This window comes from Acidimicrobiales bacterium (genome assembly GCA_035512495.1).
Lineage (GTDB): Bacteria > Actinomycetota > Acidimicrobiia > Acidimicrobiales > CADCSY01 > DATKDW01.
Window position 1 is genome coordinate 13,721 of the sequence record DATKDW010000052.1, and the last position, 15,898, is coordinate 29,618.

Genomic DNA, 15,898 nt, shown 5'->3' on the forward strand with positions numbered 1-15,898 from the left:
GTCAGTCGTCGCCGAGGAGGCCGGTCTCGAAGACGAGGCCCCGGCCGTCGCAGGAGGGGCAGCCGGCCGACATCGACTCGATGAGGCCCTCGCCGATGCGCTTGCGAGTCATCTCGACCAGGCCGAGCTCGGAGATGTCGAAGACCTGGGTGCGGGTCTTGTCCCGGGCGAGCGCCTCGCGGAAGACGCGGATCACGTCCTCCCGGTTCTTCTTGATCTCCATGTCGATGAAGTCGATGACGATGATGCCGCCGATGTCGCGCAGGCGCAGCTGTCGGGCGACCTCTTCGGCCGCCTCCAGGTTGTTGCGGTAGACGGTCTCCTCGAGGCTCGACTTGCCGACGTTCTTGCCGGTGTTGACGTCGATCACGGTGAGCGCCTCGGTCCGCTCGATGATCAGCGACCCGCCCGAGGGCAGCCACACCTTCCGGTCGAGGGCCTTGTGGAGCTGCTCGTGCACCCGGTGGTGCTCGAAGAGCGGCAACGGCGACGACTCGGGGTCGTGGAGCTCGACCCTGTCGGCCAGCTCCGGAGTGATGGAGGCGACGTAGTCGCGCACCTCCTCGTAGAGCTTGGGGTCGTCGATCACCACGCTCCGGTATGAGCTGTTGAACTCCTCCCGGATCACCCGCACGGCCATGTCGGGCTCGCAGTAGAGCAGGGCAGGCGCCTGTGACCGCTTGGCCAGCGCGTCGATCTGCTCCCACTGGCCGAGGAGGCGGGCCACGTCGCGCTCGAGCTCCTCGCGGGTCGCGCCCTCGGCGGCGGTGCGAACGATCAGGCCGTGGTCGGCGGGCTTGACCTTGTCGAGGATGCTCCGGAGCCGCTTGCGCTCGTCGTCGGCGAGACGTTTGGAGATCCCGTAGGTCGCCGAGCTCGGGATCAGGACCACGAAGCGACCCGGCAAGGAGACCTCCTGGGTGAGGCGGGCCCCCTTCGCCCCGATCGGGTTCTTGGTCACCTGGCAGATGATCGACTGCCGGGCCTTGAGGATGTGCTCGATGCGGGCCTTGCCCCCCTCCTCGACGTCCTCGGGGTCGAACTGGAGGTCGCCGCGGTAGAGCACGGCGTTCTTCGGGGTGCCGATGTCGACGAACGCCGCCTCCATGCCCGGCAGGACGTTCTGGACGCGCCCGAGGTAGATGTTCCCGTGGATCTGTGTGGTGTCGTCCTGGGGCCGGGACACGTAGTGCTCGATCAGGGCACGGCCCTCGAGCACCGCGATCTGGGTGGCTTCGGGCTGCGCGTGCACGGCCATGAGGTAGCGACCGACCGGTCGGCCCTTGCGTTCGCGGCCCTTGCGTCGCTCGAGGACCTCGTCGTCGACCTCGACCGGATCCCCGTCGAGCACCGCCTCCACCGGCCGCTCGCGCCGGCCCTCGCCTCGGCCGCGGCCGCCTTGCTGGCGCCCACGGGGCTCACCGCCGCCACCACGGCCGCCGCCACCACGGCCGCGGCCGCCGCGACGGCGTCGCCGGCGCTGCCCACCGCCACCGTCACCATCACCCCGCCCGTCGGCCCCGTCGGGCCGCTTCTGGTCGCCCGAGGGAGCGGGCGGCGGCGGGGGCGGGGGCGGTGCAGGCATGGTGTCGCCGATGCGCGGCTTGCGCCGCACCAGTGCTCGCTCGGCCGCCTCGGCCGACGGGGTGTTCTCGCGGATCCGGTCGGGCAGGTCGTCGGGCATGCGGTCGGCGTCGCTGCTAGGCGCCGCCCCCTTGGCGTCCTCGGTCTCAGTCCGGTTCTCGGACTCGCGGCTCTGGTCCGGCGACGACGAGGTCGCCCCATCCGGGGTGGGTGCTGCCAGGTCCGGGGTCGGGTCCGGGGCGTGGAAGTCGGCCATGGTGGAGGTCCCTTCTCGAGGCGGCAAGCGCCTCTGCCTGCGGGCGGTCCGTCGCGTCGGGAGCCGCGCACAGCGGTTCCTCCCGAGCGCCGTCGCGCCAGATCCATTGGGCTGTCCGCAGCACCGGCCCCTCGACGAGCCCCCCGTCCGGGGACAGAGCGCGGAGGAGCTCGGCGGGTCGGACACTGCGAGGGTGGACGGCGAGCTCGGCTCGGAGCTCGGCGCCCTGGGGGGTCGCCCCGGCCACGGTGAGGGCAAGGACGGCTGGGCGGAGGTCGTCGGTGACCTCACGTCCCTTGCGGGTGCGGGTGATGACCAGCTCGTCGGCCGCGAGGGCGGCCTCGACGAGCTCGTGGGCGCGGCTGGTGGCGAGGCCGCGCACGGCGATCCGCCAGTCGCAGGACGCGACCTCCTCCTGGAGCGAGGTGACGCCCGGGGCCACCGTCGTCGCTCCGGTGACGTCGATGCCGACGGGCAGCTCGGGGGACAGACGTCGGGGCAAGCCGGCCACGTCGACGGCCTCGCCGTCGACGAGGGTCACGTCGAGGAACTCCGCCACCGACTCGTGGCCGGTGGAGAGGGCGAGGCCGAACGCCACCTTGGGACGGGGGGTGAAGCCGGCGCTGCGGGCCACGGGCAGGCGGGCTCGGCGCAGGGCGCGCTCCCACATGCGGGCAACATCGCGGTGGCTCGTGAACCGGACCTTGCCGAGCTTGACGAAGCGGAGGCGGACGCGGGTCACGATGACCGCCGTCCGATGGCGACCGCCACGCCGGCCACGCCCTGGGCGGTGCCCTGGGAGCCTCCGGCCGGAGGCACGGCGGACGCCACCACGTGCTCGATCGAGTAGCCGGTGCACGCACCGCAGTCGTAGCAGGGGGTCCAGCGGCAGTCCTCGAGACCCACCTCGTCGAGGGCGTCGCGCCAGTCCTGCCAGAGGAAGTCCTTGTGGAGACCTGCGGAGAGGTGGTCCCAGGGCAGGACCTCGTCTTCGGTGCGGTGGCGGTGCACGTGGTCGTCGACCGAGAGCCCGTGGTCGGCCATGGCGCCGGTCCAGCGGGCGAGGTCGAAGTGCTCGGACCACTCCTGGAAGATCCCGCCCTCGCGCCACACCTGCTCGATGACCGGGCCGAGCCGGCGGTCGCCCCGGCTCATGATCCCCTCGACGAGGGTGGCCTCGGCGTCGTGCCAGCGCACCTTGACGCCACGGTCGCCGCTGGTGGCCTTGCGGAGCAGGTCGATCTTGCGCTGCAGCTCCACCGTCGTGTTCTGGCCGAACCACTGGAACGGGGTGAAGGCCTTGGGCACGAAGCCGCCCACGGAGACCGTGACCGAGGCGCTGCCCGTGTGGCGGCGCCCGATCTCCACACAGCGACGTGCGAGGTCGGCGATGCCGAGCGTGTCCTCGTCGGTCTCGGTGGGCAGCCCCACGAGGAAGTAGAGCTTGATGCGTCGCCAGCCCTGGGAGAACGCGGCGTCGACCGCCTCGTAGAGGTCGTCCTCCACGATGAGCTTGTTGATGACCTGGCGCATCCGCCAGGTGCCGGCCTCGGGCGCGAAGGTGAGCCCGGTCCGCTTGGCCTTCTGGATCTGGGCGGCGATGCCAACGGTGAAGGCGTCGACCCGCAGGCTCGGCAGGCTCACCGACACCTGCCCGCAGGCGCCGGGGTCGTCGACGGTGTCGGCCACGACCTGCTCGATGCCGCTGAAGTCGGCGGTGGAGAGCGAGGTGAGGGCGACCTGGTCGTAGCCGGTCCGGCGCAGGCCGGCGTCGATCATGGAGCGGACCTGCTCGGCCGGGCGCTCGCGCACCGGGCGGGTGATCATGCCCGCCTGGCAGAAGCGGCAGCCCCGCGTGCAGCCCCGGAAGACCTCGACGTTGAGGCGGTCGTGCACGACCTCCGTGAGCGGCACCAGCTGGGTCTTGGGGTAGGGCCAGTCGGCGAGGTCGGCGATGGTGCGCTTCTCGACCCGCTCGGGCGCCTCGGGGGCCCTGGGCGCGACCGAGGCAAGCCTGCCACCCTCGAAGGCGACGTCGTAGAGGGAAGGCACGTAGACCCCCGGGACACCGGCGAGGGCCCGCAGCACCTCGTCGCGCGAGCCCCGGCCGTTGGCCTTCCAGGCGGCGACGACCTCGGTGATCTCCCCCACCAGCTCCTCGCCGTCGCCGAGCGCCACAGCGTCGACGAAGTCGGCGAGCGGCTCGGGGTTGTAGCTGCAGTGGCCCCCGATGACCACGAGCGGATCTGCCGCCGTCCGGTCGGCAGCGCGCACCGCCACCCCCGCCAGGTCCACCATGTTCAAGAGGTTGGTGTAGGTGAGCTCGGCGGCGAGGTTGAACGCCAGCAGGTCGAAGTCGGCCGCAGGGCGGTGGGTGTCGACCGAGAAGAGGGGCACACCGTCCCGGCGCATGAGCGCCTCGAGGTCGACCCACGGGGCGTAGGTCCGCTCGGCCACCGCGTCGTCTCGCTCGTTCAGGATCTCGTAGAGGATCTGCAGGCCCTGGTTGGGCAGCCCCACCTCGTAGGTGTCGGGGTAGCCGAGGAGCCAGGCCACGGTCCCAGGGGTGTGCTCGGGCCGGCGGGCGCCGTCCTCGCACCCGATGTAGCGGGCCGGCTTCTGCACCTGGGCCAGCAGGGGCTCGAGCTGGGGCCAGACCGTCATGGTCTGGCCAGCCTACCGGCTGGCCCTCCCCCGACCCTTGACCGGCCGCGCTGCGCGACCGACGGCGACGCGACGTGGCGCTCGGGTCGGGCCGGCGACCGTCATTGACCCACGGACAGGGCGGGGTCAGGATCGGTGCTGGGATCCGGCGGCGGGCCGGCCCGGTCCGGGATCTCGAGGCCCGACAGCACGCCGAGGACCCGGCGAGCTGCGGGCGCGGCGGCGCTGGCGCCGAAGCCCGCCTGCTCCATGATCACGCTCACCGAGTAGCGGGGCTCGTTGGCCGGCGCCACGGCGGTGAAGAGGGCGGTGTCCTGCTTGCGGCCGGCCTGGCCGGTCCCCGTCTTGGCCGCCACCGGGTAAAGGTCGTGCGGCCACCCCTCGAACTGAGGACGGGCGGTGCCCCGGGGATCGGTGACCACCGCGACGAGGCCGGCCATGATCGGGGTGCGGACCTCAGGTGGCGTGGACAGGTCGGCCACCACACGGGCGCCGACCTCCCGAACGACTTGCTGCTCGCCGTCGACCCTGCGCTCCACCCGGAGCACCAGGTTGGGGGCGTGACGGGTGCCGGTGGCGAAGGCGGCGTAGGCGTTGGCCAGCTGGATCGGGGTGATCGCCAGCTCGCCCTGGCCGATGGCGAGGTTGACGTTGTCGCCGATGAACCACTGGCCCTCGGGGAAGGCGTCGGGGTTGTTCTCGTGGAGGCGCTTGCGGGACTCCGGCGTGGCGATGCGCCCCGCCGACTCCGACCCGAGCTCCACGCCGGTGCGCTCACCGATGCCCAGGCGCCGGGCCTCGTCCTGGATCCCCTCCTCGCCGAGGGTGCCCCGGCGCTCCCAGAACTTGGCGCCGATGTCGTAGAAGTACACGTTGCTCGACACGGCCAAGGCCCGGCGCATGTCGACCAGCCCGTACGCGGTCCCGCCCGAGTTGGACTTCACGCACCCGCGCGAGCAGTTGGGGATCGAGTAGCTGCCCGTGTCGTTGAAGGTCGACTGGGACGTCACGACCCCGGCGTGGAGCGCCGCTGAGGCCGTCATCAGCTTCCAGGTCGAACCCGGGGCATAGGTCCCCTGGGTGGCCCGGTTGGTGAACGGGGAGCCCGAGGCGTCACCGAAGAGGAACTCGGCCTGTTCGGGGGTGATCCGGTCGACCAGCTCGCGCGGGTCAAAGGTCGGGTAGCTGGCCATGGCCACCACCGTGCCCTCCATGGCGTCGAGCGCCACGAGGGCACCGGCATCGGCGACGAGGGGCGTGCCGTCGGTCGACGACGGCATTCCCCGGGCGGTCTCGAGACCGTCGGCGAGTGCTGCCTCGGCCTCTCGCTGGGCCTCCAGGTCGATGCTGAGCACGATGTCGGCGCCCTGCACGGGCGGTCGCTCGTCGACGATGCGGACCGGCCGGCCCAGGGCGTCGACCTCGAAGCGGGTCTCTCCGTCGCGCCCCCGAAGGTCGTCCTCGTACACGTGCTCGATGCCCGACTTCCCGATCCGGTCGCCGAGGCGGTAGCTGTCCTCGCGCTCGGCGAGCTCGGTGTCGTTGATCTCCCCGACGTAGCCGAGGACGTGGGCGGCGAGCGTCCCGTGGGGATAGGTGCGGACGGCGATCCGCCGGGCCACCACCGCCGGGTAGTCGGCCTGGCGCTCCCGAAGGTGCGCCATCACCTCGTTGGGGACGTCGGTGGCGAGCGGGACCGGCACGAGCCGGCTCACGCGCTGGTCGTCGAAGCGGGCCGCCAGGGTCCCCACGTCCACGCCGAGCACCACCGAGAGCCGGCGGATGAGGTCGGCTCGCTCCTCGGGCTCCTCGACCTTGGTGCGGTCGACCGCGACCACGTTGGACGCCCGGTTGTCGACCAGGACGACGCCGTTGCGGTCGAGGATCCGGCCGCGAGGCGCGGGGTCGTGCACCACGCGAACGGCATTGACGCGCGCCGCCAGCCCGTAGTCCTCGGCGCTGAGGACCTGGAGGAACCACAGCCGCGCGAAGAGGGCGGCGAAGAGCGAGAGGACGATCACGCCCACGATCCCGAGGCGCAAGCGGGGGGTGTCGGGGCTCACCCCGCGATCCTCCCACGGATGTTTCGGTCGTGTGACGTCGCGGCGCTCCCGATCAGCGGAGGACGAGGCCGGGCGCCGAGCGGCTGAGCGTCGCCCAGCGCATCACCCGGACCGCGACCGGGCTGAGCACGGCGTTGAGCACCGCCACCACGGCGATGATCCCGACGAGGCGGCCCGAGACCAGGTGGCCCTGGCCGACCACGGCGCCGATCCCGGCGTAGAGCGCCACGCCGGCGGCGCTGGCGGCGGCCACCGTGACCACGGGGATCCACCATGCCGCGTGCAGGATCGTCGACTGGAAGCTGCCGACACCCCACCCCACCAGGCAGTACGCCAGGGCGCTCAGCCCGAACGGCGTCTGCAGGAAGCAGTCGGCGAGGAGGCCGGCGCCGAACCCCACGATGGCGCCCCGGTCGGCGCCGGCGGCCACCCCAGCGGCAACCGCGATCAGGAGCATGAGGTCGGCCGCCACCCCGAAGACCCGCAGCTGGGGGGCCAGGGCGGTGTGGAGGAGCACCGCCACCAGGAGCACCGGCGGCAGCCGGGTCGCCATGGTCATCGCCGCACCTGCACGACCCGGACGTAGCGCAGGTTGGCCAGGTCCGCGACCGGCTCGATCCGGATGTCGAGCTGCTGTTCCCCGGGGGCCGGCTCGACCGACACGACGCGACCGACCACCAGACCGGCCGGGAAGTAGCTGGGCAGCGCGCTCCCCTCGAGGCCGCTGGTGACCACGACGTCACGCTCGGAGACATCAGCGCCGATGTCGATGAGCCCGAGCGATAGGGGCCGCCTGGGGCCGTCGCCCTCCGCCACGCCGGTCTCCCCCGAGTGCAGCCGTACGGCGACCGCCGAAGCGGGGTCGGTGACGAGGCGCACCGTGGCACGAGAGCCCGAGACGTTGACGACCCGCCCGACGAGCCCGGCGCCGGTGACGACGGGCATGTCGACCGCGATGCCGTGCTTGGAGCCACGGTCGAGCTCGATGGTCTGCTCGAAGTTGGAGATCGGCGCCGACACCACCCGGGCGGCAACGGTGGGGGCACCGGCGACGTCGTCGAGGCGCATGAGGCGCAACGCCTCGCCCAGCTCTGCGGCAGCGCCCTCATCGCGGTGGCCCTCGCCCTCCAGCTCGGCGATGCGGTCCCGCAGCCGGGCGTTCTCCTCCTCGAGCTCTCCGTAGCCGGTGATCCCGCCGACGGTGTCACCGACCGGCGAGAAGACTGCGCCGACCGCGTCGCGGACGGGGGCGAGGGCGTCGGCCGCACCGTCGCGGACCGCGCCGAGGACCCCGGCGTCACTCCGGAAGTCGAGGGTGATGATGGTGATGGAGAACAGGACCAGGAACAGCAGCGTGAAGCGCGTGCGCCCGGGGGAGCGGAGTGCCACGAGGCGCGGCCTCGGCTAGTGGTGACTCGATGAGAAGAGGACGCCCTTGAGCGCCTCGAACTCCTCCAGCGACTGACCCGCGCCGATCGCCACCGAGTGCAGGGGGTCGTCGGCCACGAAGATCGGCATGCCGGTCTCGGCCTGGAGCCGCTCGCTGAGCCCGAGCAGCAGGGCGCCACCTCCGGTGAGCACGATGCCCTGCTCCATGATGTCGGCGGCCAGCTCGGGCGGCGTCTTGTCGAGGGTCGTCTTCACTGCGTCGACCACCGCGGCGACGGGCTCCTCGATCGCGGCGCGGATCTCCTCGGTGGAGGTGATGATCGTGCGCGGCAGCCCGGTGACCAGGTCGCGACCGCGGATCTCGGCGGTCAGCTCCTCCTCCAGCGGCCAGGCGGACCCGAGGTTGATCTTGATCTCCTCGGCCGTCCGCTCGCCGAGGGCGAGGCTGTACTCCTTCTTGACGTACTGGATGATGGCGTCGTCGAGCTCGTCGCCCGCCACCCGCACCGACTGGCTGGCCACGATGCCCCCGAGGGAGATGACGGCCACCTCGGTGGTGCCCCCGCCGATGTCGACGATCATGTTGCCGGTGGGCTCCTGGACCGGCAGACCGGCTCCGATGGCTGCTGCCATCGGCTCTTCGATGATGTAGGCGGGCTTGCGGGCGCCGGCGTACTCCGCGGCCTCCTGCACGGCCCGCTGCTCGACGCCGGTGATGCCCGACGGGACGCAGACGACCATGCGGGGCTTGACCCACCGGCGCTGGTGCACCTTGTGGATGAAGTAGCGCAGCATCTTCTCGCAGATCTCGAAGTCGGCGATCACGCCGTCCTTGAGCGGGCGGATGGCCTGGATGTGGCTCGGCGTGCGGCCGATCATCCGCTTGGCCTCGACGCCGACGGCGAGGGGGCGGCCGTCCTTGACGTTGATGGCGACCACCGAGGGTTCGTTGAGCACGATGCCCCGCCCGCGCACGTAGACGAGGGTGTTGGCCGTCCCAAGGTCGACGGCCATGTCGCGACCCATGATGTTGGTGAAGACGTTGTCGGACACGCGGACATGCCTCCGAGACGTTGTGGAGGGCGGAGACGCCAGGCTACGGCTCGGCTCGGAGGTCGACAAGCGCGGCCGCCGGGGCGAGTCCCGCCCCCACTGGTCGGTCGCCACCTGGATCCGGGCCCCGTTCAGCCGCTGAGGCCGGGGAAGAACAGCCCGATCTCGCGCTCGGCAGACTCCGGCCCGTCGGAGCCGTGGACCAGGTTCTCGGTGAGATCGACGGCCAGGTCGCCGCGGACGGTGCCGGGAGCCGCCTCGCGGGGGTTGGTGGCGCCCATCATCGTGCGCACGACCTTCCAGGTGTCGCTCGGGCCCTCGACCACCGCCAGGATCGCAGGTGAGCGGGTGATGAAGGCCACGAGGTCGTCGAAGAACGGCTTGCCCTCGTGCTCGCCGTAGTGGCGACGGGCGATGTCGGCGTCGATGGTGCGCAGCTCGACGGCGACGAGCCGCAGCCCCTTGCGCTCGAGCCGGCCGAGGATCTCCCCGGCGAGGCCCCGCTCGACGGCGTCGGGCTTGCAGATCACGAAGGTGCGGTCCATAGGGGCACCGAGGCTACGGGCGCCGGTGACCGGAGCGAGAATCGCCTCGTCGGCCGGACCTCACGGTCTGGTGCGGCGCCGCCAGGCAGCGCGGGCGGCGCCCACCACGTACAGCGAGCCGGTCACCAGGACGATGTCGTCCTCGGTGGCGAGGGCCGTCGCCCGGTCGAGGGCGTCGGGCACCGAACGGACCACGTCGGCCTCGACGCCGAGGGAGCGGGCCGCCGACGCGACCTCCTCGGCAGCCATGGCTCGGGGCATGTCGGCGGCGCAGGCCACGACCACCCGTGCCGACGCGGCGCCGAGGGCCTGCAGCATCTCCACCGGATCGCGGCCCTGGTTCATCCCGACCACGAGGATGCGCTCCCCCGCCACCGAGAAGTCATCGAGGGTCGCCGATGCGGTCAGCGCGCCGGCGGGGTTGTGGGCACCGTCGATCACCACGAGGGGCTGTCGCCCGAGGACCTCGAAGCGGCCCGGCACCTCGACGCTGGCCATCCCCTCGCGGACGAGGTCGTCCTCGAGCGGGCGGCCGAAGAACGCCTCGGCGGCGGCCACGGCGAGGGCGGCGTTGTCGCCCTGGTGGGCACCGTGGAGGGAGAGGAACACGTCGTCGTAGGTGGCACCCGGGGTACGCAGGCTGACGGAGCGTCCACCCACGGCCACCACGTTGTCGGTGCAGTCGAGCTCGCGGCCCCGCACCCACGTCGTGGCGGCGCCCGCACCCTCGAAGACCGCCGCCAGGGAGGGGTCGGTCTCGCCGAGCACCAGGCTCGCTCCCGGCTTGACGATGCCCGCCTTCTCCAGGGCGATGCTGTGGCGTGTGGGGCCGAGGTACTCGGTGTGGTCGAGGCTCACGTTGGTGACCACGGCGACCGCGCCGTCGGCGACGTTGGTGGCGTCCCACCGGCCCCCCATGCCGACCTCCAACACGGCGACGTCGACGGCGCTGTCGGCGAACCACCGGAACGCCGCCAGCGTCAGCAGCTCGAAGCGGGACGGCCGCAGGCCGCTCAGGGCCTCCAGCTCGACGACGGCCCCGATGGCCTCGGCCAGCGCCTCGTCGTCGATCGGCTCGCCGTTGCGCGAGAGCCGCTCGTTGACCCGTTCGAGGTCGGGGCTCGTGTAGGTACCGACCGACAGCCCCGATGCGGCGAGCAGGGCGCTCACCATCCGCACCACCGAGCCCTTGCCGTTGGTGCCGGTCACGTGGATCACCGGCTGGGCGTGCTGCGGGTCGGCCATCAGGGCGCAGAGCGCGACCATCCGGTCGAGGGTGGGAGGCGCGCTGCGACCGCCGTCGGGTGACGGGGCCATGGCCTCGAGGTTGATGTGGTCGTCGAGCTCCGCCAGGGCCCGGTCGATGCTCCAGCCCACTCGACGGCGAAGACGAGCGCTAGAGGGAGACGACGACGCGGCCGTCGCTCGCCTCGGCGAGGCGACGGAGGGCGTGCTCGGCAGCGTGCTCGACGTGGGGGCGGGCCTGCTCGGCCGCCTTGGTCGCCTTGCGCCTGGCGACCTCGACGTGGGGGCGGGCCTGCTCGGCGGCCTTCGCCGCCCCGACCATGGCCACCTCGGCGGCGTGCTCGACATGGGGGCGGGCCACCTCGGCCGCCTCGTTCGCCCGGTCCCTGGCCACCCCGGCGGCGTGGACCACGTGGGGGCGGGCCTGCTCGGCCGCCTTGGTGGCCCGATCCCTCGCCACCTCGGCGGCGTGCTCGACGTGCGGGCGCGCGGCCTCGGCGAGGGCACCGGCGCTGGCCAGCGCGGAAGCCAGCGAGGGGCGCTGGGCAGCAAGGGCGCGGGCCCGCTTGCGGTCGCGGCGGTCGAGGACCCACCCCACCAGACCACCCACGGCGGCGGCCTCGGCGGCGGCCTTCAGGACCCGCTCGGCGGCCTGGTCACCGGCGTCCTCGCTGCGGGCCGCCTGGACCCCGGCGACAGCCGCACCGACCGCACCTCCGAGCAGCACACCCTTCCAGACCTTGCGCATCGTCCGCGTCCCTCTCGTCGTCATCAACCACGTCGGCTCACGCCAACGTACCGCAGCCGGTCCTACCCCTCCACGGGGGCGGGAACCCACCCGGGCCAGCGGTCAGGACGCAGCGCGGCGGGGACGCTGGGAGCGGGAGGTGTCCGAGCGCGGCACGAGGGTGGGGTTGACCTTGGTCTCGACGACCTCGCGGTCGATGACGCACTTGCCGATGTCGGTGCGGCTCGGGATGTCGTACATGACGTCGAGCAGCACCTCCTCGAGGATGGCGCGCAGGCCGCGGGCACCGGTGCCCCGGAGCAGCGCCTGCTCGGCGACGGCCTGGAGGGCGTCGTCGGTGAGCTCGAGCTCGACGTCCTCGAACTCGAAGATCCGCCGGTACTGCTTGACCAGGGCGTTCTTCGGCTCCACCAGGATCGAGACCAGGGCTTCGATGTCGAGGTTGGACACCGCGCCGATCACCGGCAGGCGGCCGATGAACTCGGGGATCAGGCCGAAGCTGAGGAGGTCCTCGGGCAGCACCTTGGTCAGGAGCTGACCGAGCTGCTTCTCGTCGGCCCGGCGGATGTCGGCACCGAAGCCGACGCCCTTGGTGCCGACGCGGCTCTCGATGATCTTCTCGATCCCGGCGAAGGCGCCGCCGCAGATGAAGAGGATGTTGGTGGTGTCGATCTGGATGAACTCCTGGTGGGGGTGCTTGCGCCCCCCCTGGGGCGGGACCGAGGCGGTGGTGCCCTCCAGGATCTTGAGCAGCGCCTGCTGCACGCCCTCGCCCGAGACGTCGCGGGTGATCGACGGGTTCTCGCTCTTGCGGGCGATCTTGTCGATCTCGTCGATGTAGATGATCCCGGTCTCGGCCTTCTTGACGTCGTAGTCGGCGGCCTGGATCAGCTTGAGGAGGATGTTCTCGACGTCCTCGCCCACGTAGCCGGCCTCGGTGAGGGCCGTGGCGTCGGCGATGGCGAAGGGCACGTTGAGCATGCGGGCCAGCGTCTGGGCCAGCAACGTCTTGCCGCAGCCGGTGGGGCCGAGCAGGAGGATGTTGGACTTGGCCAGCTCGACGTCGGCATCGTGGGACGTGGCGCCGTACTGGACGCGCTTGTAGTGGTTGTAGACCGCGACCGACAGGATCTGCTTGGCGTGGTTCTGCCCGACGATGTAGTCGTCGAGGAACTCGTGGATCTCACGGGGCTTGGGCAGCTCCTCGAAGTGGAGCTCGGCCGTCTCGGAGAGCTCCTCCTCGATGATCTCGTTGCAGAGGTCGATGCACTCGTCGCAGATGTAGACCCCGGGGCCCGCGATCAGCTTCTTGACCTGCTTCTGGGACTTCCCGCAGAACGAGCACTTCAGCAGGTCGCCCCCACCCTCGCCGATCCGTGCCATGTGTCCCCCGCCCTCGTCGTCTGGTGCTCAGGCCGTGGCGGCCGCGTCGGCAGGTGCCGGCACGCGGAAGCTCACGACCTCGTCGATGATGCCGTAGTCGAGCGCCTCGGTGGCGGACAGGATGAAATCGCGGTCCGTGTCCCGATGGATCCGGGCGACGTCCTGGCCGGTGTGGTCGGCGAGGAGCTCTTCGAGCATGGTGCGCATGCGCTCGATCTCCTTGGCCGCCAGCTCGATGTCGACGGCCTGGCCCATGGCCTGGCCGTACGGCTGGTGGAGCAGCACCCGGGCACGCGGCAGGGCGAGGCGCTTGCCCTTGGTGCCGGCGGCGAGCAGCACTGCCGCGGCCGATGCGGCCTGGCCGAAGCAGATCGTCGAGATGTCGGGCTTGACGAACTGCATCGTGTCGTAGATCGCGAACAGCGCGGTGATGTCGCCGCCCGGGCTGTTGATGTAGATGTTGACGTCCTTGTCGGGGTTCTCCGACTCGAGGTGCAGCAGCTGGGCGACCATCAGGTTGGCGATCGTGTCGTCGATCGGGGTGCCCAGGAAGACGATGTTCTCCTTGAGCAACCGGCTGTAGAGGTCGAACGCTCGCTCCCCCCGGTTCGTCTGCTCGACCACGGTGGGCACGAGGTAGTTGAACGCCTCGAGCCGCTGGCGACCGCCGGCGAGGACCTCGAGGTTGCGGGTGGGGTCGGTCATCCGGTCTGCTCCTCGGCGGTCTCGCCAGTGGGGTCGTCGTCGTCGCCGCCGGCTGCGGCGTCGGGGGCGTCGGCGGGCGGCTCCAGCGCTGCCCGGTCGACCGGTGCGCCCTGCTCGTCGACGACCTCGGCGTGCTCCGCGAGCCACTCCAGCGCCTTCGTCTTCTTGATGTCCGAGCGTACCGCCTGCACCTGTTCGCCGCGCTCGAGCTGGGACCGCACCTGAGCCGGCTTCATCTCCAGGCGCTCGGCCAGGCGGCCGATCTCCTCCTCGAGCTCGTCGTCGTCGGCCTCGATGCCCTCGGCGTCGATCACGGCGCGCAGGGCGAGGTCGGCCTTGGCCGATCCGATGGCCTGCGAGCGCAGCTCGGCGGTGAGCTCCTCAGCGCCCTGGCCGCTGGCCTCGAGGTACTGCGCCACGGTGGCGCCCTGGGCCTGGAGCCGGGCGACGAGGTCCTGGGCGCGCCGCTCGACCTCGCTCTCGACGAGCGCCTCTGGGGGGTCCTCGTCGACGAGCTGGACGAGGGCGTCGATCACGCCCTGGCGCAGCGCCATCTGGGCCTGCACCCGCTTCATGCCGCTCAGGCGGGTGCGGATGTCGGTCCGGAGCTCCTCGAGCGTCTCGAGCTCGGAGGCCTCTGCAGCCCAGGCGTCGTCAAGGTCCGGGAGCACGCGCTCCTGCACGTCCTTGACCAGCACGCGGAACGTCAGCGTCGAGTCCTCGTCCGGGTCGGGGTGCTCGGCGTCGAAGGTGAGGATGTCGCCGACCTTGGCTCCCCGGAGGTGCTCGTCGAGCTCGACGACGACGGCCTCCGAGCCGAGCTCGTAGAGGTAGTCGTCGGCGGTGAGGCCCTCAACGGCCTCGCCGTCGATCGAGCCGCCGATGTCGATCTTGGCGTGGTCGCCGTCGACGGCCGGGCGGTCGACGCTGCTCAGCTCGCCCGACTGGGCCCGCATGCGCTCGAGGTGGCCCTCGACCTCCTCGTCGGTGGCCACGGGGCTCGGCACCTCGACCCGCAGGCTGGCGTAGCCGGGGACGTCGATGCGGGGGCGGACCTCGACGACCGCGTCGAAGGCGACGGCGCCGGACTCCTCGCCGGCGGTGATGTCGATCTCGGGTGGGGCGATCACGTCGGTGTCGGTCTCGGAGACGGCCTGGGCGTAGTACGTGGGCAGCGCCTCGCGGAGCGCCTCCTGGCGGGCCGCCTCCGGGCCGATGCGGGCCTCCAGGATGCGGCGGGGGGCCTTCCCCGGACGGAAGCCGGGGATGTTCACCTCCCGGGCGATCCGCTTGAACGCGGCGTCGAGGGCCTTGTCGAACTCGGCCTCGTCCACCTCGACGCTGAGCTTGACCTTGTTGTCTTCGAGGTTCTCGACGCTGGTCTTCACAAGCGGGGAAGTGTACCGGCCCCTTTGCCGCTCCTCGTCCGGGCAGTCACCCGAGGGCTGCGCGGGTGATGCCCGCGGCACCGTCCGGCCGAGGATGCGCGCCTAGCCTGGGCGCCCCGGGTAGTAGCGCAGTTGGTAGCGCACCACGTTTGGGACGTGGAGGTCGTGGGTTCAAGTCCCACCTACCCGACCCAGGGGTCCGCGACTTGGGCGCGGTAGCGTGGTATCAGTTGCGGGTGTAGCTCAATGGTAGAGCTCCAGCCTTCCAAGCTGGCGGCGCGGGTTCGACTCCCGTCACCCGCTCCAGACGATGACCCGAGGTGATCGCGCTGCAACGTCGCATGCCCCCCGCACTCGCCGCTGCGATCCTCGTGGTGCTCCTCGCCGGGATCACCCTGGCCGTCCTCCAGCCGGGCGACCTCGGTGACGACGGCGCCGCGCCGGCGACGACCACGACCACCACCACGACCACCACCACGACGACCACCACGACCACCACCCCGGACAGCACCACCACCCCCGACAGCACCACCACCCCCGACGGCACCGACGGCACCGACGGCACCACCACCCCCGACGGCACCGACGGCACCGCAGCGCCGACGACGCCGGGCGACGACTCGGCCCGGAGCCCCTCCGGGGGCGGTTCCGGGCTCGGCACCGGGGGCGCGGGCACGGTCCGGCCCGACGGCGACCTCGCCGACACCGGTGGCGTGACCTCCCCGCTCCTCCCCGCCGCCCTGGCGCTGGGCGCCCTGGGCCTCCACCGCCTCGCCCGGCGACGCCCGGCGGCGGGCTGAGCACAGAGCACCTCGCGCACCTCTCCACGTCATCGGCAGACGATCTGCCCGTAGGGCCACCGAGACGCTGGACGA

At 71.9% G+C, this 15,898-nt stretch carries 14 protein-coding genes and 2 tRNA genes; 3 read left to right on the forward strand and 13 right to left on the reverse strand.

What is annotated here, in order from left to right; all coding sequences use genetic code 11:
• Position 1: 1 nt before the first annotated feature.
• The 13 genes from VMN58_07100 to tig form a co-directional block, all read right to left on the reverse strand.
• Positions 2–1,840, reverse strand: a complete 1,839-nt coding sequence (locus VMN58_07100) for an Rne/Rng family ribonuclease (protein HUF32962.1) — start codon at positions 1,838–1,840, stop codon at positions 2–4.
• Positions 1,731–2,582 (reverse strand): TIGR03936 family radical SAM-associated protein, encoded by an 852-nt coding sequence (locus VMN58_07105; protein ID HUF32963.1) that lies wholly within the window; start codon positions 2,580–2,582, stop codon positions 1,731–1,733. Before VMN58_07105 ends, VMN58_07100 begins: the two co-directional genes overlap by 110 nt.
• Positions 2,579–4,504: a TIGR03960 family B12-binding radical SAM protein gene (locus tag VMN58_07110; GenBank protein HUF32964.1), complete on the reverse strand. Its 1,926-nt coding sequence runs from the start codon at positions 4,502–4,504 to the stop codon at positions 2,579–2,581. The genes VMN58_07105 and VMN58_07110 overlap by 4 nt, the downstream gene beginning before the upstream one ends.
• 101 nt (positions 4,505–4,605) lie before the next feature.
• Positions 4,606–6,567, reverse strand: coding sequence for a penicillin-binding protein 2 (gene mrdA, locus VMN58_07115; GenBank protein HUF32965.1), 1,962 nt, complete (start codon positions 6,565–6,567; stop codon positions 4,606–4,608).
• Between the two features lie 52 nt (positions 6,568–6,619).
• Positions 6,620–7,126 carry a rod shape-determining protein MreD gene (gene mreD / locus VMN58_07120; GenBank protein HUF32966.1) on the reverse strand — a complete coding sequence of 169 codons (507 nt, stop codon included), beginning with the start codon at positions 7,124–7,126 and terminating at the stop codon, positions 6,620–6,622.
• A complete protein-coding gene (mreC, locus tag VMN58_07125) occupies positions 7,123–7,956 on the reverse strand; it encodes a rod shape-determining protein MreC (protein ID HUF32967.1) in 834 nt (277 codons plus the stop codon). Before mreC ends, mreD begins: the two co-directional genes overlap by 4 nt.
• Positions 7,957–7,971: 15 nt before the next feature.
• Positions 7,972–8,982: a rod shape-determining protein gene (locus VMN58_07130; protein ID HUF32968.1), complete on the reverse strand. Its 1,011-nt coding sequence runs from the start codon at positions 8,980–8,982 to the stop codon at positions 7,972–7,974.
• A gap of 158 nt (positions 8,983–9,140) precedes the next feature.
• Positions 9,141–9,554: a nucleoside-diphosphate kinase gene (gene ndk, locus VMN58_07135; protein ID HUF32969.1), complete on the reverse strand. Its 414-nt coding sequence runs from the start codon at positions 9,552–9,554 to the stop codon at positions 9,141–9,143.
• A gap of 60 nt (positions 9,555–9,614) precedes the next feature.
• Entirely contained in the window at positions 9,615–10,931 is a 1,317-nt protein-coding gene (locus VMN58_07140; protein ID HUF32970.1) for a folylpolyglutamate synthase/dihydrofolate synthase family protein, read from the reverse strand.
• A gap of 19 nt (positions 10,932–10,950) precedes the next feature.
• Positions 10,951–11,547: a hypothetical protein gene (locus VMN58_07145; protein HUF32971.1), complete on the reverse strand. Its 597-nt coding sequence runs from the start codon at positions 11,545–11,547 to the stop codon at positions 10,951–10,953.
• Positions 11,548–11,649: 102 nt separating this feature from the next.
• Entirely contained in the window at positions 11,650–12,930 is a 1,281-nt protein-coding gene (gene clpX / locus VMN58_07150) for an ATP-dependent Clp protease ATP-binding subunit ClpX (protein ID HUF32972.1), read from the reverse strand.
• 27 nt (positions 12,931–12,957) lie between these two features.
• Positions 12,958–13,635, reverse strand: coding sequence for an ATP-dependent Clp protease proteolytic subunit (locus VMN58_07155; protein HUF32973.1), 678 nt, complete (start codon positions 13,633–13,635; stop codon positions 12,958–12,960).
• The gene (gene tig / locus VMN58_07160) at positions 13,632–15,023 is read right to left on the reverse strand and encodes a trigger factor (GenBank protein HUF32974.1); all 1,392 of its coding nucleotides are present in this window, start codon (positions 15,021–15,023) and stop codon (positions 13,632–13,634) included. The genes VMN58_07155 and tig overlap by 4 nt, the downstream gene beginning before the upstream one ends.
• A gap of 117 nt (positions 15,024–15,140) precedes the next feature.
• On the opposite strand from tig, the gene VMN58_07165 reads away from it, so the two are divergent.
• The 3 genes from VMN58_07165 to VMN58_07175 all read left to right on the forward strand — a co-directional run bounded on the left by VMN58_07165 (position 15,141) and on the right by VMN58_07175 (position 15,823).
• Positions 15,141–15,213, forward strand: a tRNA-Pro gene (locus VMN58_07165).
• A gap of 42 nt (positions 15,214–15,255) precedes the next feature.
• Positions 15,256–15,329: transfer RNA gene (locus VMN58_07170), tRNA-Gly, on the forward strand.
• 14 nt (positions 15,330–15,343) lie between these two features.
• A complete protein-coding gene (locus VMN58_07175) occupies positions 15,344–15,823 on the forward strand; it encodes a hypothetical protein (GenBank protein ID HUF32975.1) in 480 nt (159 codons plus the stop codon).
• Positions 15,824–15,898 lie beyond the last annotated feature (75 nt).